The organism is Leptotrichia hofstadii (assembly GCF_007990525.1).
In the GTDB taxonomy this organism is placed as follows: Bacteria; Fusobacteriota; Fusobacteriia; order Fusobacteriales; family Leptotrichiaceae; genus Leptotrichia; species Leptotrichia hofstadii.
In genome coordinates this window covers 1-20364 of the sequence record NZ_AP019823.1, presented here as the reverse complement: position 1 = coordinate 20364, position 20364 = coordinate 1, and the positions used below count along the sequence as shown (strand labels likewise).

The window sequence follows — 20364 nt, the reverse complement described above, 5'->3', positions numbered from 1 at the left end:
CAATAAAAATAGTAAAAACTGTCATTAAATAAAATAATCTAAGTCGTTTACTTCTCAAATTTAATCTTCCCATACTTCCTGAATTTCCGTGCATGCTGTCTTGAAAATACTTCCAGAATGAATTTCAGCCCTTTATTCCTAGAAGTTTTCACTCTTCTTATAATTCGCTTGAAAGTAAAAGTGTCAAGCCACAATTTATAAAATTCCTTCTGCAATGTGTCGTAACTCATATTTTTAGGCTTGAATACGACTGTTTCAGTATCGTAGTAATACCAGTCTTCTGTAAGCAATCTGCCTTCTTCTTTTAACTGATTAAAAAAAGGTGTTCCTGGATATGGAGTAATTATGTTATATCTTGGCACATCTACCCCAATTTCCTCAATAATATCGGGAATTTGGCGAATTGACTCCACTGTGTCAGTTTCCATTCCTATCATAAGTGTGGAAAGGACTGATATTCCATAAGATTGAATCGTTTTTACGAGTTTTTTGTATTCTGCGACATTGTTAAATTTTTTATTTACTCCATCAAGATTTTCCTGAACAAAACTTTCCAAGCCAATAACCAAGCCTATACAGCCAGATTCTTTCATTAACTGAAGAATTTTTTTATCATTGCCGATATTTATTGTTGCGGAAGCCGTCCATTTTATTTTTAATTTCTTCAATTCTTCCATTAGCTGAATGGCGTAATTTCTATTGCCTAAAAAGTTTGGATCAAGAAATATCCATTTTTTGAGCTTATTTGTTTTTATTTCATTTATCACGTACTCTATGCTTTTTATCTGATTTTTTCCAGAATACATCTTTGTGATGGAGCAGTAGGAGCATTTATTGGGACAGCCGTTGTTTGCGACGATTGTGCCATAATTTTTAAAATATTTTTTATTTTTCAAAAGTTTTCGGTTTAATGGCTTCGGTTCATAATCATTTCCAACAAGGTTAAAATATTCTCTTTTTGGAGTTCCATTTGTAAAATCTTCAAGAAACATCGGAAATGAAATTTCAGCAGCTCCCATAATTACTGTATCAAAGTATTGTAATGCCTCTTCTTTCAAAGCTGTCGCATAATGCCCGCCAATTAACGTATACGCTCCTTTACTTTTCCAAAACTTGGCAATCTCTTTTGCCCTTTTCGATCCTGAAATTACCGAAGAAATACAAATTAAGTCAAATTTTTCATTTTCATATTTTTTAGAAGTAGCATCCCATTTTTCCACACCTTCATCCACAATAACAACATCAGCGTTATACTTTCTGTCAATTAGTGATTCCAGCGTTATTAACGTAATTTGCGGATAATATTTTCTTTTGTGAATCGAGTTATATTTGTAAATGTTATCCTTTGCTAAAACAAGCATTATTCTCATAATTTTATTCCTTTTTTGTTATAAACTTCTTTTCGGTTGATATAATTTACAGCGAGAAATACAAGGGCATGTTTAAAATTAGCAGCTCCGTCAAACAGCCTTTTCCAAATACTCGAATGTCGGTTATATTCCACCTTGCACTTCAAGATTCCCGCCTCAAATTCCTCAATCGTCATATTATATGGCTCAAAGCACGCTTTCCCATAACGAAATTTCTCATCCAGCCACCATCGTTCATAAAGCAACCGACCTTCTTTTTTCAATCTTTCATAAAAAGGAGTTCCTGGTATCGGCAATGCCGGATTAAATCCTGCAAGGAAAAATTTATGCTTTTTAGAAAATTCCAAAATTTCATCAAAGCAGTTTTTATCATCATAATCATACCCAATTACATAGCTTGCATGTACAAGAATCTTATTTTTTTTATAAATATTAATAATTTTTTCATAGTCAAACTCATAATTTGCAACCTTTTTCATTTTCTTAATATTTTTTATATTTATATTCTCAAATCCCAGAAGCATTTCAATGCACCCCGCTTCTGACATCAATTTTATTAATTTCTCATCTCTTGCAATATCGATGCTGCCTTGACAAGCCCATTTTATTTTCAGTTTTTTCAATTCTTCAAACAGTTTTAGAGCTTTTTTCTTATTGGCAAAAATATTATCATCCACAAAATAAACAATTTTCGCTCTCTTATTCGTTCTAAAAATTTCCTTTACCTCATTTATCACATTCTCAACATCCCTATGTTGAAAATCTCCTTTGTGAACCGCCCCAATAGTGCAAAATTCACATTGGTGCATACAGCCTCGCCCAAACTGAACTGGCACAACAAAAGAATATTTTTTTCCCTTGTAAATGCTCCTATCATAAACAACATTATTAATATCTGGCAATTTTCTACATTCATACCTCTTTTTCGGCACCCCATTTTCCAAATCATTTAAAAATTCATTCCAAGTAACTTCTCCACTTCCTACACAAACCGTGTCCGCATGTTCCTGCACCTCATCAGGCATAAGCGAAGCGTGATACCCTCCAATCATCACATAAACTCCACGTTTCCTGTAATTTTCGGCTAGTTCATAAGCCCGCCTAGCCGTCATCGTAAACGTAGAAATCACAATTAAATCAACCTCAAGATCCATCGGAATATCCTCAATCCTATCATCAAAAAGCATAAGCTCATGTCGAGTCTTATCAGTAAGTCCCGAAAGAACTGCAAAAGCAAGTGGCTCTATCGCATCATTGGAACGTTTTCCCCCCATATTAGGACGTAAAAAAGCTATTTTCATTTTTCTTCTCCTTATCAATAATTTAATTTATTGTCTTAAACATTATAATTAAACTTAAAATCTTATTTATATAAAATTTTTTCATTTTTCTTTTTTTTAATTAGTTTCATTTAACGTAAGGGCATCAAACGCCATGCCCTTACAACCCCGCTTTACGCAAAACTTTCTTATAACAGAAAAAGAAAACTCGATTTTTAATAAAGATTATTCCATCTCCTTAATTAACTATAATTTAAATTGTACTCAAAAATCTCAAACAGTTCTTTTTCTATTAACGAAATTTTGCTTATTATTTTTTTAACATTACAATTGGTATTATTGAATTTAAAATGTCGTGATTTTTTTGGAATAAAATTGACTGTCTGAGCTTTTTCAAAATTTTGAAATTATAATTAGTTCAAAGAATTTACAATAACTTTTGTTAAAAAGCGAGTTTCAATTTTATTTCAAAAAAATTCTTAGACGAGCCGGGTTTGCAAAGGGGATGGCGACTGTTCCCCTTTGCTTTATATAAAAAAAGACATAAATATAAATGAAAAAACTATTATTAATCAAAATTTCTTAATAAAAAAATAATTTATATGATTGTTTATTTAAAATTAACTAATTAATCTACATTTGGAATATCAGAATTATCTGTCATTTTTTCAAAAGTAAATTCCTCCAGTTTATCGGCATAATGCCTATACCCCAAGTTAGTATTAAGCATAATTGGTGCAATAACGCTGAATCTTGCGATTCTTTTAAAAATCGAGCTTACTTTATAAGTTTCCCTCCAAGCGTAAATTCCACCTTCCTGAAGTTCCTGGGCAGTCATTTTTTTTGGATGAAATACAGCGTGCTGAACATCGTACATTGTCCAGTTTTTTTCAAAAATTCTGCCTTGCTTTTCCAAATCATTGTAAAGTTTTGTTTTAGGAAATGGAGTTAATATAGAGTATCTTGGCAAGTCAACTTTCATTTTTATTACTTCCTCCACAGTTCGCTTGAATATATCCTTGTCATCGCCATCTGCACCGAACGTAAAAGTTCCGTTTACAGCAATATCATAATGATGCAGCTTTTTCATAAGCAAATGGTAATCAGCCATAACATTTACCCCTTTATTCATAGCCCGCAATGATTCCTTCGATACAGCCTCAAATCCTATAAGCAAGCCTTTACAGCCACTTTTTGCCATTAGCCTTATCATTTCATCATCGTGAACAAGGTTGGAAGTTGCCAGCCCAAACCACCATTTTTTGAGGGGTGTCAATTCAATAAACAGTTTTTTTGCATAATTTCTGTCAGCAATCAAATTTAAATCTATAAACAAAACTTCTTTTTTCTTAAAAGTTTCAATTTCTGCAATAATTTCATTAATTGGTCTTTTCAGTAATTTGGGGTATAAAGCCTTTCCAACGCAGAAGGAACAGTCGAAAGAACAGCCTTTTGTAGCTTCAATGCTATTTATGGAAACATATCTTTCCTTTTTCAGAAGTTCCCTTTTTGGTAATTTCAAATTTTCCAGGCTATTTTCCTTCTGCACATAAAATTTCTTTAAACTGTTATTTCTCGCATCTTCCATTATTTCCGTAAAAAGCCATTCAGAACGCCCAATTACAACAGAATCACAATGCTGTATCGCCTCTTCTGGACAAAGTGTCGGATGCGGTCCGCCTAAAATAACCTTTTTCCCTTTGCTTTTAAAGTATCTTGCGTATTTATACACTCTTTCTGATGTTCCCGTAATAGAAGTCATAACCACAATATCCGCATCCAGTTCAAGCGGTATTTTTTCAATCGTTTCATCATGAATTACAACTTCGATGTCTTCTGGAATATACGCCGCAAGTGTCGATAATGTGAGCGGTGCATAATGAATCGCCTTCTTAAATGTTCCATTAAATCTGTACATTGCCCCTGCTGGTGCCAGTAATGCCACTTTCATTCTCCAAATCCTCCTGCAAATTTATTTTCCCAGCCAAAATTTTTATCTAGCAGCCGATATTTTATATCGCCTATTTTCTGCTTTTTCGATTTTTCAGCCGTATAAGTCTTTAATCCATCCTTTTCTATTAAAAATACTCTTACTTTCCCCAACTGCCCTAATTTATACGCATATTCATAATGAAATGCCTTGCATAAACTGCTGTTAATTTCATTTTTAATTTGTTTCCAATTAAATTTTCTGCCATCTTTTTTTATTTCTAAAAATAAAGTATAAAAAATTTCCCCTATTTCATTTTTTACTGGTGCAAACAGCAAAAATTCTCCCTTTATATTATTTTCTTCCAATGTTGTTAAAACCTGCTTTTCCACAAACGAATTTTTTAATTTTTCTCCCACAATATCAGAAAAATTATTTATTCTGCCAACAAACTTTACAATCGGAATTTTATGATAAAATCCTGTAACTTCCACAATATCATTCGTATTATATCTGTAAAGCCCTGCATTTGTCGTAACAACAACGCAATAACGCTCTCCCAGCTCCAATTCATCCAAAAGTTTTGGATTCCTGTTTTCCAGCTTATCATCAGAAACCTGAATAAATTCATAAAAAAACGAGTTATAAGCAATAACGCTCCCATTTTTCACATTTTCCAGCGGAAAACTTACGATGCATTCCGTTGACATAAGCCCTTTTCCCTGAAATTTCAAATTCATGTTTTTTTTACCAAAATTCAATTTTTCCTTCAATTTTATAAAAATTTCATAGGAATCACTATCCGCCCAGCAGCTCACAAGCGAAAGCTTTTCCCAAATCACAGAGTAATCCACAAAGTTTTCCACAATTTTATTTCCTGATTTAGTTTCCAAATTCTTATTTTCAGCCATGATTTCATTCTCGTTATTTTTTTCCGTAATTTCCAAATTCTGAGTTTTATCATTTTTACTCAAAATATTTTTTTCATATTTCTCAAAATAATTTATCAAAAATTTACTTCTATTTTTTTTCCACAATTTCCTGTACTTTTTCTGAATAATCTGAAAATACTTTTTATTTCCCAAATTTTTATCAGCAAAAAATTCAGTGCCTAAATCCTCGCTTTTTACAATTTGACAAATCACTTTATGATTTTTTTCAATAAAGTCAAGCAAAATCATAAGAAACGATGGACTCCAGACAGAAATCATCGCAAGATTTTCTGACAAAAGTAGAAACACCGCTGTAATCAGTAAAAAATCCTCCATATTCTGAATATTTTTTATCTCTTTCGGAACTGTAAACAGTTTATTTAAAAAAAATCCAGAAACTTTATCAAAATACGAAGTATCGTCTTCGATTCCCACACGGATTCCTCCGCTAGTTACAGCTTCTCGCTTTAAAATTGGAGAAACAGACCAGTAGGAACTTCCAAGAAAAAGTCTTTTATTATTTTGATATAAATTGTAAATCCATGCAAAAACGCCATTCATATAGCTTTTCAAAAATTTCTCTGTGTATGGGATATATTTCACATCGGATGTGCTCCCGCTCGTAAGTTCAAATAGCTTGATTTTATCACTCAAAAGAACATTGTTTTCCCCACTTTTTTCCTTTTCTACAAATTCCTTAATATCCTCATAATTCACAACTGGAATTTTATTCTGAAACTTTTCTATTAATTCTTTTTCATTTTCTATATTTAAAATTTGGCTTTCTGTTTCAAAATTTTTTAAATATTCTGTGTTTTTATTAGTTTTTAATATTTCCAAAAGTATTTTTACTTGCGTTTTCCGAATCTTACTTTTACTTTTTATATTGGAAACAAAATTTTTGTAGCATTTTTTACAAAAAAATATGAATAATCTGTTTAAAATCACATATTTAAAATTTTTTACTTCATAAAATTTACTTTTTTTACCGAATTTTTTCATCTAAATTATCTCCAATTGGCAAATCTTGAAATTTCTTTATAACAGCCTTCTGCCCAAAGCTCAAAAACAGATACATAATGGAAAATGGTATATTTTTTGTTCTTTTTAAAACATCAAAGGTTCTTCCCAAAATATTTTTTACAGAATGATATGCATATCTTACTGCAATACACCTGTCACGAAACTCATTTGTAGAAATATCATAAGGCTCAAAAAATAAATATGAATATTTTTGAGGCTCCAGCCACCACTTTTTGTACAAAAGCCTTCCTTCCTTTTCCATTTTAAAATAAAGTTCGGTATTTGGGAAAGGTACGAGATAGTTAAACTGGACAAATTCCAGATGGTTTTTCTGTGCAAATTTTACAGTATCTTCAAACGTAGTACCGATTTTTTCCTCAAACCCAAAAACGAATGTGGCATAAATTCCAATATTGTATTTATGTATAATCCGTGTTGATTCCTCAATATCTCCCAGCTTGTAGCTCCATTCCTTTTTCATATTGTCAAGAGCCTCTTTATTTATTGACTCATATCCTATTAAAATAAAAAGGCATCCGCTATCTCGCATAGCCTCAAGCAGTTTCTCGTTTTTTGCCATCGTTATGGCCCCTTGCGAAATCCATTTTTTCTTTAACGGCTTTATTTTCTTACAAAGCTCCAATGCATATTTCGGATCTGCAACAAAGTTATCATCAGCAAAAAATATATATTTTGACTTTATATGCTTCAATTCCTCAATTACACTATCAACAGGTCTTTTAGCATACCGTTTCTTATTAACTGCCGAAATTGCGCAAAATTCACAGTGATGAGGACACCCACGCCCAGTTTCCACAACTGAAATTAAATATTTTTTCTTAAAAATACTTCTGTCCGGTATTAAAAATTTATTGCTAAGCCCACCAATATAAAGTTTCTTTTCCGTTCCATTCCTATAATCCTCAATAATTTTCCCCCAAATATCATCAGCATATCCCGTAACTACAGAATCTGCATGCTTCATAGCCTCATCTGGCACAAGCGAAGCATGTGTCCCCCCAACAATAACTTTCTTTCCTTTTTCCCTAAATCTTTTAGCAATCTCATATCCGTGCCGTGCCGTATACGTTTCCAAAGTAATTACAACAATATCTGCATCGTTATCATAGTCAATTGCCTCAATCCTCTCATCAATCAGCTCACACTCAATATCATAAGGAGTCAATGCCCGCAAGTAAGCAAACGTAAGCGGCTCAAACGTCCTCAGCTGAAAAATATATTTCTGTCCCTTTTTCTTTCCAAATCCAGGATAAATAAACAACATCTTCATAAAATTCACCTTTTTTATTTATTTAACTTACAATATTTTAGCACGCAAATCATTGAATTTTATTTCTTTTCAAAGTAAATTTTACTTTTTAAATCAAACTATTTAGTTTTGAAAATTTATTATTAAGTATTTATTTCGTTAAAGCAGTGAAATTTCCTTCAAAACCCGTTTTCCCAAATTTGTTAAATTATCAAAAGAAATTTCAGCAAGGCACACTAGCTCGTCGCCTTTCTGATAGTTGGGGTTTTTCTCTAAAAAAAATTGTATATTTTTATTTTTTAGCTGTTTTTCTGACAGTACAACGACATTTTCCCTCAAAAAATCATTTGTCCCATCATTTTTTACAATTCCGTTTTCTTTACAATATCTGCTTTTATATATTTTTTCAGCATAAATATCTTTTATTTTTTTCTCCATCTCACTTTCCGTATAACCCGCCTTTGGACAAAAATTTTTAAAGTACGTCGGAAGATACATGTATGTCTTTATCCCTTTAGAAATCAAGAACCAATAAGTTTTCACGCCATTTTTCATATTTTTTTCACTTTCCAGAAGGCAGTATTTTATCCATTCCTTCTGAAATTCAATTCCCCACGAAAATCCCTTTTCAATAATAGTGTCCCCAGAAAAAAATCCAGCTATTCTTTTCTTCTCAGAATCTTTACCATTTTCAATATTTAATTCCATTTTTTTTATTGTAGAAAACCCTTTCAACTCATCACTTTCAAATATTAAAAAAACATCATTTTTATCATATAAGTCCATCAGAAACTTATCTTTTTTCATATTTTCATAATATTTTTTCATAAGTAAAAACATACTTTCCACAATTTCACTATTATCTCTTATATCTTTTACAGCAAAAACCTTACATTCCATAACCACACAAACTCCTTCTTTTTTCAAATTTATAAAAAGTGTTCAAAATCAAACAAAAAAACTAATTTTAAAATATTCTGCATCTAAGTAATATAAATTATACCTCATATTTTTTACAAAAAAATAAAAGTAAAAAATGCTTGTATTAAAAAATAGGCTATGCTTTATAAATGGCTGCTTTTTTAACATTTTAACTCACATAACCTAATTTTAATTCTATGCATTAATTCTTCAAAATCACAATTAAAAGCGAAATATCATTATAAGTAACTCCACTAATTCTGCTAGCCTGCCCAATCGTTTCAGGCTGTCCGTACATAAGCCCAGAAATAGCGATATTGCTAAGCCCTTTTACGCTTTCATAGTCAAAATCCTTTGGAATTATCATTTTTTCCAGTTTTTTAAATTTCTCAATCTGCGCCTTTTCCCTTTCAATAAATACGTTATATTTCGCATTTATTTCCACTTGCTCCTTCGCTAAATCCGACAATTTCACAGTTTCCACAAATTCACTTAAATTATTATAGTTAATTTCTTTTCTCGCAAGAAATTCAAAAGCTGAAACAGGGCTGTTCATGCTATTTTTACTAGTTTTTTCAATTTCCGCACTTTCAGATTGATTTTGTTTTTCTACAATTTCAAGTAATTTTTCATTATTTTCCTTAGTCGGATAAACCGTAATTCCTTTCAATCTTTCAACTTCATTTTCAATTTCCTGACACGTATTTTCAAGTTCTGTCAATTTTTCGGCATTTAATAGCTCAATTTCCTTCGCTTTTTCCAAAAGTCTTATAAAAATGTTGTCTTGACGCAAAGTCAGTCTGTATTCAGCTCTTGAAGGCAGTACACGATAAGGCTCTGGCGTTTTTTTGTTTATTATATCGTCTATCAAAACCCCGATATATCCCTCACTTCTGTCAATCACAATTTCCTTTTTCCCTAAAATTTTTCTCGCAGCATTCACTCCCGCCATAAATCCTTGACAAGCGGCCTCTTCATATCCGCTCGTTCCATTAATCGTTCCCGCTGTGTAAAGTCCATCCAGAACTTTTGTTTCAAGAGTCAATTTTAACTGATAAGCAGGTACAAAGTTATATTCCACAGCATAACCGTAACGTACAATTTTAGCATTTTCTAGCCCGCTGATTGTCTTTAACATCGCTTCCTGTGCAAAAGGAGGCATTGCTGTCGTAAATCCGTTTATATAGATTTCGTCAGATTCTACAGATTCCTGCTCCAGAAATATCTGATGATTAGTCTTTTCTGGAAAATTCATAATCTTTCTGTCAAGGGAAGGGCAGTGCCGTGGACCTTTCGTACTTACAATTCCTGTAACAATTGGCGAATATTTTAACATTTCCTGTCCCACTCGTATTGTTTCAGGTGTGGTGAATGTAAGCCAAGTTGGTAAAGTTGAATTATATTCTTTTTTTGTTTCGTAAGAAAAATATCGTGGCTTATCTTCTCCCTTTAATTCCTCTGTTTTTGAAAAATCAATTGAAGATTTGGCAATTCTAGGAGGAGTGGCAGTCTGGTATCTATCCAGCTCAAAGCCATATTCCACAAGCCTACCAGGTAAATCAACGCTCGCAGGCTCTCCTTGCCGCCCTGACGAATATTTTACATCCCCCATGACATATTCTCCGCCTAAGAACGTTCCTGTACACAAAACAACAGCCTTTGCCCCATATTTTATCCCAAGATTGTCTTCAACTCCCATAACTTTCTTATTCTCCACAATCAAATCCACAACAATTCCTTGCACCAAATCCAGATTTTCCTGCTTTTCGATAATTTCCCGCATTTTAATCCTATACCAGTATTTATCGGCTTGAGCCCTTGTAATTCGTGAAGCAAGTCCCTTCGTATGATTCAAGTTCTTTAACTGCAAGTTGTAATTGTCAATATGCCTTGCCATTTCTCCACCAAGCATTCCAAGTTCCGACACCAGATGGCTTTTTCCAGGACCTCCAACTGACGGATTGCACGACATCATTGCAATATTGTCAAGATATATTGTAAATAACGCTGTTTTCAGTCCATGCCTTGCCGCCGCAAGTGCAGCTTCCACCCCAGCATGCCCCGCTCCAACAACAATTATGTCATAATTTTTCATTTTTTAAATTTTCCTTTCAACTTATTATTTTTTTTGCTAAACTTATTTAAATTCTAATTCTAAAAGGCTTTTTTATAATCTTAAATTTTTATTTATTAATTTTATTAGTAATTTTTTCCCTTTTGTATTTCTTAAATCTTTTTTAACGTAAGGGCATCAGACGCCATGCCCTTACAACCCCGCTTTACACAAAACTTTCTTATAAAGAAAAAATAAAACTCGATTTTGAATTAAGTTTATTTTAATACAAATAACTTTATATAATTTAAAATTCACTCCAAAATCTCAAACAGTTATTTTTTCTTTAACGAAATTTTGCTTGATATTTGAATCTATTATAATTAAACTAAAATTGTCGTGATTTTTTTGGAATGAAATTGACTGTCTGAGCTTTTTCAAACTCTTCAAATTTTAATTAATTTAAAGAGTTGATAATAACTTTTGTTAAAAAGCGAGTTTCAATTTTATTTCAAAAAAATGCTTAGACGAGCCGGGTTTGCAAAGGGGATGGCGACTGTTCCCCTTTGCTTTATAAAAATAGAAAAAACATAAAAATGAAATAAAAAATAATTATAAAAAAAATATATCTGTAATAAAAAATCATTTATAAAAATACTTTGTGATAAATTTTAAAGATAAAATCTTTTACTTTTTAAAATTATTAAACAAATTTACTTCTTCTTTTTAAAAACATTCCTTACTGGACGAGTAATATCCTTAAAATACACATATCTATTATGTCTTCTGATATAATATCTCAAATATCTAAAAACTAAATCTTCCCTCTGTCTGTAATACTTCGCATATTCATTTGCAAAAATTCTGGCTAGTTTTTCATCTTCCATCATTCTTGAAACATTTTTCATTCTTTTATCCAAATTCAATTTCACTCCGAATTTCATTCTATTTAAATCAACCAGATAAAATTCATAATTCCCGCTTTTGTCCTTAATCAACACATTACCCGGCGAATAATCCTCAAATTCCACACCATTTTCGTGCAAGTCAAAAGAAAATTTTGCAAACTGTCTTATGATTTTTTCACGATTTTTTTCCACTTTTGCAAGCATTCTTTCCGTTTCTTCACTTATCTTGTAATTTTCCCCCTGTTCAGCCTTGTCTCGCTCAATATCCTCAGGCCAGAAAACTTCCCGGCAGGTAAAATCATATTTTAATTCCTCACTTATATAATAACTGTTCTTTTTATTGTTTACGTTTATAAAATCATCAAAATATGCAATTGGTTCTGGAGTTTTTATTTTGCATTCCAGTAATTTTTTTGCATATTCATAAGAACGCTTTGCTTTTGAGCCTTTAAATTTATAGAAAAAGTTTGTAATGAAATCTTTTTGTTTAAATTTTTTTACATTTACCATTTTTTTTGTTTCAGTATTTTCAATGTTATTATTTTTTTTCTTTTTTTCATTCCCTTTTTTCAAATTATTTTCAATATATATCTCAAACTTTTTTATTTCATTTCTTCCCGGTTCTACAACATATTCCCCAGTTTTATCAAAATTTTTCAGTACATTTATTAATATTTTTTCATCATATTTCTTATTAACTTCATAATTTTTTTCTTCCATTTAAAATCCTCATAATTTCTAATTTTTTTTACTTTTCTTTATTTTCTAAACTTTTCTCATTTTCCTTTTCAAATTTTCTCTTATTTTTTCTCAATCTCTTTTTCAATTCCTTCAAAAAGTCCTTATCTTCTGTAAATTTAGCCATTTTAGCCACATATTCAAGCGCTTTGTCATATTTATGCTGTAATTCCAGCACGTATACCAAATTCACATAATGGCGAATATTTTCAGGTTCTAAAATAATCATTTTATCACAAACCTTCTGTGCATTTTCATAATCTTCTGTTTTCACAAAAAACCTTCCTTGCAAATTCAGCATTTTTATTCTTGAAAGCCCTTTATTTTCATTCGTTGCATTCTCATAATTTAAAAGCAGAAGTTTTATTTCCTCAAACTCCTCCGCTCTAAACAATATCTCAAAATAATCTTCAAATATATAATCTTCCACATTTTCACAATTTATAGCTATATTATAATATTTTACAACTCCTTTTATATTATTTGAATACGCCATTGTATCGCCCATTCGTGCGTAGAGGGAAAATTCTTCGACTTCGTTAAATTTTGCATTTAAAAGTTTTTTGTATTCAGAAATTGCTTCGTCGTATCTGCCCATCATTGTAAGGCAATCACCTTTTTCCACGTATGCTTCTGAGCTTTCAGGCTCCATTTCTATGGCCTTATCAATATTTTCTATCGCCTTTCTATAATACTTTAACAAAGCGTAGGACATTCCCATATTCAGATACACAAAATAATTTTTTTCTATTTCCAGAAATTTTTTATAAAGCGAAATCGCCTTTTTCAATCTTCCAAGCGACTGATATACAAATCCCAATGTAAAAAGCGTATCCCTGCTATCAGGATACTTTTTCTGCAATTTTTCAGCATATTCCTTCGCCTGTTCAAACATTCCAAAGTCTGAATAAATCTTAGAAAGTGTCATAAGCGCCGAATAATTGTTCTCATCGATTTCAAGTACTGACTTCAAATACACAAGTGCATCCTCGTACTTGTAATTTTCCATTGATTTATCCGCTTCTTTTAATAATTCTTCTATATACATATTTTCTCCATTTATATTCCAACTCTTTTTTAATCAACCATAAAACTATCAAAATTTTTAATCTAAATAAAGTAATTATACTTTTTAAGTTTAAATCATTTAAAAAATTACTATGTATTAAAGATTTTTGGATTTTATCTCAAATTTTATAAATATTATTTTACCATATTTTGAACCAAAACCATAAATAAAATTTTTTACTTAAAATTGTAGTATGCAAACTCAGATATTTTCAATACCTCCTATTGTTCTCAATTCTAAATTTCATATCCTTTCTTAATCTTCTCAAAGCCCACTTTCTCTCAATCTTAAAAACTTCCTCATTGTCACTCCCAATCTTATAGTCTACATAATTTTTTATAAATTTTTCCACATCTTCTCTCGACTCACTCCGAATTTCAAACTCATAATCTTCATTTAAAGAAATTTCCCTGTTTTTTTCAAGGCAGTAATAAAGCATATCATTGTAAGTCTGCTGTGCCAAGATGTCTCTTGCCTTGTAATATGTAGATTTGTCAGTATTTGTCATTCGGACTGCCTGTTTTTCGGAAATATACGGTTTATTTCTTATTAAATCTGCCATTTTCTGAAATTTTCTATTTTTTTCATTCATTCTGCACTCAAAACACATTTTCTCCTTGTTTTCCTGCAAAAATAAAATTTTACAGTTTTCACATTGAATATATCCATTATTTTTCAGATATTTTTCCCTCTTTTTCAGTTTTATTGCAATTTTTTCCAGCTTTTTGGCAATATCTTCATACTTTTTATCAATTTTATCAATATTCTCATGAATTTCCTTAACTTCTTCAGGCAAAAGCACAATATCCTTTACTTTTTCCGCAATTTTATTTTCAGAATCAATATTTCTATTTTTTTCCCTAACATTTCCTCTTGGAATTTCCCCAGCCCGAATTGTCCCTCTATTTTCCTCATTTTCAATAAGTTCATCCAGCAAATCACGCTTTATTTTGTAATTTATCTTCGAAAATTCGATACTTTCCAAAAATTTCCCATTCAAAAATGTGTTTATTTTTTCCTTTATATTTTCCGCATACATTATTGTCGTGTGATAAATAACGCCATCATTGATAACCACAACAAGATTTCCATCAAATAGACTTTTTGGATAAGTTTTCTCACCGATTGGCCCACTCACAATCTGCTTCCAATTTTTCTTGATTTTCCACAAAATATATTTTTCATTTTTCAAAAGCGAACTTCTTTTCTCAATTGCTTCCAGTGCCAAATTCTTTAAATCCTTAATTCCTTCCATTTTTCAACCCCTTTTTACTCATCAATAATCTTCCCCTTTTCCACAATAAATTTTTTCCCCTCTATGCCCAAATCCTCTGTCGAAGTTATAAAACATTGGATTTTTTTATTTTCAAAATAGCTTAAAATACTTTTTTTTCTCACTTCATCAAAATATGAAGCAATATCATCCATCAGAAATATCGGGTATTCCTTTTTTTCCTTTATTAAAATATCAATTTCTGAAATTTTTAGCGAGAATATTATAGATTTTTTCTCCCCTTGTGAAGAATATGCCTTTGCGTTTTTTCCATTCAGCTCAAAGATAAAATCATCTTTTTGAGGGCCAAGCAGGCTGTATCCAAGAAATTTTTCCCTTTCACTTTTCCTTTTGCATAGCACTTCAAATTTTTCCTTCAGCTCTTCTCTAGTCTTCTTTTCCACATCCCCAAGAAAACAGTCGTATTTTAATTTCAGCTCTGAATTTTCATCAAATAACTTACGATAATTCAAGTTTAATAAAATTGATATTTTTTTTATAAATTCCTGCCGATTTAAAACAATATTTAGCCCTTCCTCTATAAATTTTTCGTTATAAATCTTATAAATTTCCTCGCCAGTCTTTTTTTCCTTTATAAGCTTGTTCCGCACCTTCAATATTTTCTCAAAATTCACAATCGACTGCAAATACTCCTTTTTTGCCTGTGAAATCTCGTAATTAAAAAAGTTTCTCCTAACGCCAGGATTCCCAATAATCAGTTCAATATCCTCAGGAATAAATGAAATAATGTTAAGTAACCCCACATAGTTTATATATTTATCTTTTTCCCTATCAATGTAAAAATCTTTCTTATCCTCATTAACATCAATAGCAATAGCATTTTCCGATAAATCTTTATTTTTATATTTCCCAAATACAATCAGCCTGTTCAAATTATACTTTCGAATCTCTTTCACTTTCTTAGTCCTAAAGCTTTTCCCAGTAGCCAAAAAATGAACAGCCTCAATAAGCGATGTCTTCCCCTGTCCATTCTTCCCATATATTAAATTAAAATACCTGTCAAACTTCAATTTCCCATCCGCAAGGCAACGAAAGTTATTAAAACTAATCTGATCCAAATACATCGCTATTTCTTCCCTTTCACACTATAACTATCTGTAACTGACTTTTACCACTTTTCCACAAAAAGCAACTCCAACAAAAGTAACATCCTTAATACCTCTATCTCTTAACCCAATATCATACTTCTTCTCTATTATCTGCTCTATCGCCTCTTCCGAGACTTTCTCCAAATCATCTTCATTTTTCACAACTTTAAACTCCAGAATAAAACCTCTATTGTTCTTATTCTTTGGCTCAATTACAACATCGTATCTTCCAAGGCCACTTTCTTCATTAGATTTTACATAATAATGATTATCTAGATAAAACATCATTCCTAAGACTAATCCATGATAAAAGTCTTCATTTTTAGTATCCATAAAACTTGTTGATTTTAATAAAATATTTTGTAAATATTTTTGAAAAATATCAAATTTAAGATTTTTAAGCCCTTCCATAGCCTTTCTAAACATACTTTCCCCAAAATTTACATCAATAAATTTTTTCCTAAAAAACTCCCTTACCTCCCTATTAGGCAATCTCAAGGAATACACATCCTCATAGTCTTCCCCAATTTTTTCATCAATAGTTAAATATCCGCTAAATAAAAGAAGTTCCCAAATTTCCTCTTGCCCCAATAAACTGGATAAATCGGAATTATCACTGATATTTTCTTCAACAGTTTCTCCATTAAAAAGAGCTTCCAAAGTTTCCATAATTTCAGAATCTGTATTTTTTAAAATTTGATTAATCAAGAAATTTCCAGAAGTATCAATCCAGTAAGGAGCTAACTTCCCATCTTTTAAGAAATTTAAAATGCTCCAAGGGTTATATACTTCGGAATTTCCAAATTTATATCCATTATACCATAACTTGACATCAGAAAGTTTGTATTCAATATCAAAATCTTTAAGCGACTTTTCAACTTCCTCTCCGTTAAATCCAAAAAAATCAGGATACTGTCTATTTAAAATAGAATAAACGCGTAAATTATTTAAGTCAGAAAATATTCCAGCCTTAATAACCCTTATAATCCCAGTCATAACTCCCATTTTTAAATACTGGTTAGTTTTCAGCGCTTCTCCGTAAAATACTTTAAAAAATGCGATGGCATCGCTATAGTAATGATGTTCATAAGCAGAAATTAAAGGACTGTCGTATTCATCAATTAATAAGATAACTTCTTTTTTATACTTCTGAAATAATATTCTAGTTAAAAACAGCAAGGCATTTTTTAACTCAGAAAAATCTGCATTGCCCAGTAAATACTTCTTAAATCTAGGCAAATCATACTCATCCAAATCCTCTAAAAGATACTTGTACTCAGAAAACAATTCTAAAATCAGCAGTCTAATTTCCTGTATTGCTTCCTCCCAAGTTTTTGCCTTTATGCTTTTCAGTGAAATAAAAATTACTGGATACTGTCCCTGTTCAGATATATATTCAGATTTTTCAATATCAAGTCCACTAAATAACTTTTTATTTTCTTCTTTATTTTCAACATTAAAAAAATATTTTAACATCGACATATTAAGCGTTTTCCCAAATCTTCTTGGACGTGTGAATAACTTTATTTTTGATTTATCCTCTAAAATTTCTCCTATCCATTTTGTCTTGTCAATATAATAGCAATTCTCTTTTATTACTTCACTAAAATCTTCTACTCCAATTCCTATACCTTTTTTCATAAAAATCTCCCCTTAAATTCTCCACAGTCTGCTTTCACAACTATTCATCTGTTTAGTAAATCAGCAAACTATTTAATGCTTTGCCCTTACAATAACTTTTTCTCCAGCAAACTCCACAATATCCCCATCATAAATTTTTTTCCCACGTCTAGTTTCCACAGCGTCATTCACTTTCACTTCTCCATTCAAAATAAACATTTTCGCTTCCACTCCAGAACCTGTAAAGTTTGCCCACTTCAAAAGCTGATCCAATTTTATAAATTCAGTATTTATAACAACTTCTTCTATTTCATTATTTATATTTTTCATTAATTTCCCTCCATAATTTATATTCATATTTTTTTAGTAAATTTGAACTAATATTACTCTCAATCATTAACCAAACTAATCATTAATTTCCCTGTGGAAAACTTCATTTATCCGTGGAAAACCTTTCCCACAAATCTTTCCACATCTTCTCCACAATTTCAGTATATTCCTATTTTTAGTAATTTCTTTTGTAAATTTTTTTCCACATTGAATTGTGGAGTTAATTTTTAATTATGTGGAGAAAATTTATATGTTTTTATTTTTATTATTTTATCACAGTTATTCTTTAATTTAAAATTAAATATTTTTGAGTTATCAACAAATGTGGAAAATTTTGTTTATATTTGTGGATATTATGATTTTAATTTTACACATTAAAATTTTATTTTTCCACAAAATTTCTTTTAATACAATATTTTTAATTATTTTTTTCCACAATTTTTGTGGAGAAATTTTCAACATATAGTGGAAATTAAGTTTTATTTTTCCACATTAATATTTTCTAATTTATTTTATTAAACAAAATTTAATTATTTTATTAAAATTTTTTATAAAAATTAATTATGTAGAAAACTTTTTCCACTGTGGATAATTTTTCAAATATTATTATTCTTTCCCACAAAATTTTCAACATTCTTTCCACATTTTCCCCAATTCTCTAAGCTCTAAAAATTTTCTTGTTCAAAGCTTCAATTTCTTTTTTAAACACAACATCTTCCTTCGTTTTTTTATCAATTTTTCTGATACTGCTTATAACTGTACTGTGATCTTTTCCGCCAAAAAGTCCTCCAATTGCTGTTAGGCTTAGATCCAGCTCATCATTATTCTTTAACAAATACATAGCGATTTGTCTTGTTTCTACTATTTTTTTCTGACGTTTTTTGGATTTCATGTCAGTTACGCTGACACCATATTGTGCAGAAATCATTTCTATTACTTTTTTGGCTGTTACTTTGGACTGTTCACGTTTTACATTGTGCATAAGCATTTCCTGTACCAGCTGCATTGTTATCTGTTCGTTTAAAAGTTTTGCACGTGCGTTTAAGTTTGTTAATGTTCCTTCCAATTCCCTTACATTTGTATCAAGAGAATCTGATATGTATTCAAGAATGCTGTCATCTATTTCAATTCCTTGTGTCTTTGCCATATTTTTCAAAATCATCATACGGGTTTCGTAGCCTGGGCTTTGAATTTCCACCGTTAAGCCAGACAAGAATCTTGATTCCAGACGTTTTGACAGATTTTTTATTTCCTTTGGCGACTTGTCACTTATCATTATTATCTGTTTTCCAAGTTCCTGCAACTTGTTAAATGTGTGGAAAAATTCTTCTTCCACAGTTCCTTCACCACGTCCAAACACCTTTTCAAAAAATTGTATATCATCTAGAAGAAGTACATCTAAAGCACGGAATGTATCACGAAAATTCTGAATACGTCCACTGTTCAAAACTTTAAAAAATTCATTTGAAAATTCTTCTGAAGTTGAGTAATATACACGCTTGCTTGGATTATTTTCCAATATTGCATTTCCCACAGCTTGCATCAAATGGGTTTTACCAAGTCCTGAACTTCCATAGATAAAAAGCGGGTTATAAACTGGCGTTGGATTGTTGACAACTGCAAGACAGGCGTTATATGCAAGTTTACTATTTTCCCCTACAACAAAATTGTCTAGCCTATGTTTAGGATTTAAGCCTGTGTGGAAAACTTGGATTTTTTCCTTTGTATCTTTTGAAAAACTATGTGTTTCAGGCTTGTATGTCATTACATCCTGCTGTTTTACTTCAAAGTTTATTGTAACTTCCTCATCTGTTACAATTTCCACAATATCTTCCATCTGGCTTTTATGCTTTTCCATATTCTGCTGTATCAGCTTTGAATTGCATACAAGTGTAAGTTTTCCATCTTCCAGCTTTCCTACTTCCACATTGTTAAAAAATGCCTCAAATTCTGCCTCGTTTACTCTTTTTTTCATTATTTTCTTTATTTTTTCCCACAATTTCTCAATATCCATTTACTTTTCTCTCCTTTTTAGTTAATTTTGATTATGAATAAAAATTTTTAATTTTCTCGCATTTTGCCTAGTAAACTCGTTTATTGATTTTCCCTTTAAATTTGTACTTTTATTTGATTTTACTATAACATAAATAAAATAAATAATCAAGATTTTAAACAAAAGTTTTCCACAGGTTTTTCCACATAAAAAATATAATATTTTTCTGCTGTTTATCAAAAAATTTTACTTTTTAAATTTTTATCCACAAAAATTAATTACATCCATTTTCAGCATCTTTCCACACATTATCCACATACTTTTAATTTATCCACAAACTCTGTTGGTAATTATGTTTACAATTTTGTTGATAATATTTTTCCACAAATTTGACAAAAGTTTTCCACACCCTTTTCTCTGTCAATCCCTTTATTTATAAATGTTCCCACATTTCCACAATGTATAATAATAATATATTTAATTATATATATACTATTATATATTATAGAGTTGTGGATAAAAAATTCTATGCAAAATTTCATAAC

Annotated in this window: 14 protein-coding genes; all 14 read right to left on the bottom strand. The window is 30.7% G+C overall.

The window, feature by feature from the left end:
- Positions 1-47: 47 nt before the first annotated feature.
- The 14 genes from FVE77_RS00070 to dnaA all read right to left on the bottom strand — a co-directional run bounded on the left by FVE77_RS00070 (position 48) and on the right by dnaA (position 19840).
- Positions 48-1370 (bottom strand): B12-binding domain-containing radical SAM protein, encoded by a 1323-nt coding sequence (locus FVE77_RS00070; protein WP_026745516.1) that lies wholly within the window; start codon positions 1368-1370, stop codon positions 48-50.
- Positions 1367-2671: a B12-binding domain-containing radical SAM protein gene (locus tag FVE77_RS00065; protein ID WP_026745517.1), complete on the bottom strand. Its 1305-nt coding sequence runs from the start codon at positions 2669-2671 to the stop codon at positions 1367-1369. The genes FVE77_RS00070 and FVE77_RS00065 overlap by 4 nt, the downstream gene beginning before the upstream one ends.
- A gap of 607 nt (positions 2672-3278) precedes the next feature.
- Positions 3279-4601: a B12-binding domain-containing radical SAM protein gene (locus FVE77_RS00060; protein WP_026745518.1), complete on the bottom strand. Its 1323-nt coding sequence runs from the start codon at positions 4599-4601 to the stop codon at positions 3279-3281.
- Positions 4598-6514 carry a GH3 auxin-responsive promoter family protein gene (locus tag FVE77_RS00055; RefSeq protein ID WP_026745519.1) on the bottom strand — a complete coding sequence of 639 codons (1917 nt, stop codon included), beginning with the start codon at positions 6512-6514 and terminating at the stop codon, positions 4598-4600. The genes FVE77_RS00060 and FVE77_RS00055 overlap by 4 nt, the downstream gene beginning before the upstream one ends.
- Positions 6498-7826: a B12-binding domain-containing radical SAM protein gene (locus FVE77_RS00050; RefSeq protein ID WP_026745520.1), complete on the bottom strand. Its 1329-nt coding sequence runs from the start codon at positions 7824-7826 to the stop codon at positions 6498-6500. Before FVE77_RS00050 ends, FVE77_RS00055 begins: the two co-directional genes overlap by 17 nt.
- Positions 7827-7964: 138 nt before the next feature.
- On the bottom strand, positions 7965-8705 hold the full coding sequence (locus tag FVE77_RS00045; RefSeq protein WP_036087594.1) for a hypothetical protein: 741 nt from the start codon (positions 8703-8705) through the stop codon (positions 7965-7967).
- A 223-nt stretch (positions 8706-8928) separates the two neighbouring features.
- Entirely contained in the window at positions 8929-10821 is a 1893-nt protein-coding gene (gene mnmG, locus FVE77_RS00040) for a tRNA uridine-5-carboxymethylaminomethyl(34) synthesis enzyme MnmG (RefSeq protein ID WP_026745522.1), read from the bottom strand.
- Between the two features lie 671 nt (positions 10822-11492).
- Positions 11493-12407, bottom strand: coding sequence for a hypothetical protein (locus FVE77_RS00035; RefSeq protein ID WP_026745523.1), 915 nt, complete (start codon positions 12405-12407; stop codon positions 11493-11495).
- A 28-nt stretch (positions 12408-12435) separates the two neighbouring features.
- Positions 12436-13473 carry a tetratricopeptide repeat protein gene (locus tag FVE77_RS00030; RefSeq protein WP_026745524.1) on the bottom strand — a complete coding sequence of 346 codons (1038 nt, stop codon included), beginning with the start codon at positions 13471-13473 and terminating at the stop codon, positions 12436-12438.
- A gap of 232 nt (positions 13474-13705) precedes the next feature.
- Positions 13706-14749, bottom strand: coding sequence for a DciA family protein (locus FVE77_RS00025; RefSeq protein ID WP_026745525.1), 1044 nt, complete (start codon positions 14747-14749; stop codon positions 13706-13708).
- 14 nt (positions 14750-14763) lie between these two features.
- The gene (recF, locus tag FVE77_RS00020; RefSeq protein ID WP_026745526.1) at positions 14764-15852 is read right to left on the bottom strand and encodes a DNA replication/repair protein RecF; all 1089 of its coding nucleotides are present in this window, start codon (positions 15850-15852) and stop codon (positions 14764-14766) included.
- A gap of 27 nt (positions 15853-15879) precedes the next feature.
- Positions 15880-17517, bottom strand: coding sequence for an AAA family ATPase (locus tag FVE77_RS00015; protein ID WP_026745527.1), 1638 nt, complete (start codon positions 17515-17517; stop codon positions 15880-15882).
- 72 nt (positions 17518-17589) lie between these two features.
- Complete coding sequence (yaaA, locus tag FVE77_RS00010; RefSeq protein WP_172966405.1) at positions 17590-17826, bottom strand: S4 domain-containing protein YaaA; 237 nt, start codon at positions 17824-17826, stop codon at positions 17590-17592.
- Between the two features lie 658 nt (positions 17827-18484).
- Positions 18485-19840: a chromosomal replication initiator protein DnaA gene (dnaA, locus tag FVE77_RS00005; RefSeq protein WP_026745529.1), complete on the bottom strand. Its 1356-nt coding sequence runs from the start codon at positions 19838-19840 to the stop codon at positions 18485-18487.
- Positions 19841-20364 lie beyond the last annotated feature (524 nt).

Coding starts and splice junctions, on each gene's coding strand:
- FVE77_RS00070 (WP_026745516.1), bottom strand. CDS start 1,370: ATGAGAATAATGCTTGTTTTAGCAAAGGATAACATTTACAAATATAAC.
- FVE77_RS00065 (WP_026745517.1), bottom strand. CDS start 2,671: ATGAAAATAGCTTTTTTACGTCCTAATATGGGGGGAAAACGTTCCAAT.
- FVE77_RS00060 (WP_026745518.1), bottom strand. CDS start 4,601: ATGAAAGTGGCATTACTGGCACCAGCAGGGGCAATGTACAGATTTAAT.
- FVE77_RS00055 (WP_026745519.1), bottom strand. CDS start 6,514: ATGAAAAAATTCGGTAAAAAAAGTAAATTTTATGAAGTAAAAAATTTT.
- FVE77_RS00050 (WP_026745520.1), bottom strand. CDS start 7,826: ATGAAGATGTTGTTTATTTATCCTGGATTTGGAAAGAAAAAGGGACAG.
- FVE77_RS00045 (WP_036087594.1), bottom strand. CDS start 8,705: ATGGAATGTAAGGTTTTTGCTGTAAAAGATATAAGAGATAATAGTGAA.
- mnmG (WP_026745522.1), bottom strand. CDS start 10,821: ATGAAAAATTATGACATAATTGTTGTTGGAGCGGGGCATGCTGGGGTG.
- FVE77_RS00035 (WP_026745523.1), bottom strand. CDS start 12,407: ATGGAAGAAAAAAATTATGAAGTTAATAAGAAATATGATGAAAAAATA.
- FVE77_RS00030 (WP_026745524.1), bottom strand. CDS start 13,473: ATGTATATAGAAGAATTATTAAAAGAAGCGGATAAATCAATGGAAAAT.
- FVE77_RS00025 (WP_026745525.1), bottom strand. CDS start 14,749: ATGGAAGGAATTAAGGATTTAAAGAATTTGGCACTGGAAGCAATTGAG.
- recF (WP_026745526.1), bottom strand. CDS start 15,852: ATGTATTTGGATCAGATTAGTTTTAATAACTTTCGTTGCCTTGCGGAT.
- FVE77_RS00015 (WP_026745527.1), bottom strand. CDS start 17,517: ATGAAAAAAGGTATAGGAATTGGAGTAGAAGATTTTAGTGAAGTAATA.
- yaaA (WP_172966405.1), bottom strand. CDS start 17,826: ATGAAAAATATAAATAATGAAATAGAAGAAGTTGTTATAAATACTGAA.
- dnaA (WP_026745529.1), bottom strand. CDS start 19,840: ATGGATATTGAGAAATTGTGGGAAAAAATAAAGAAAATAATGAAAAAA.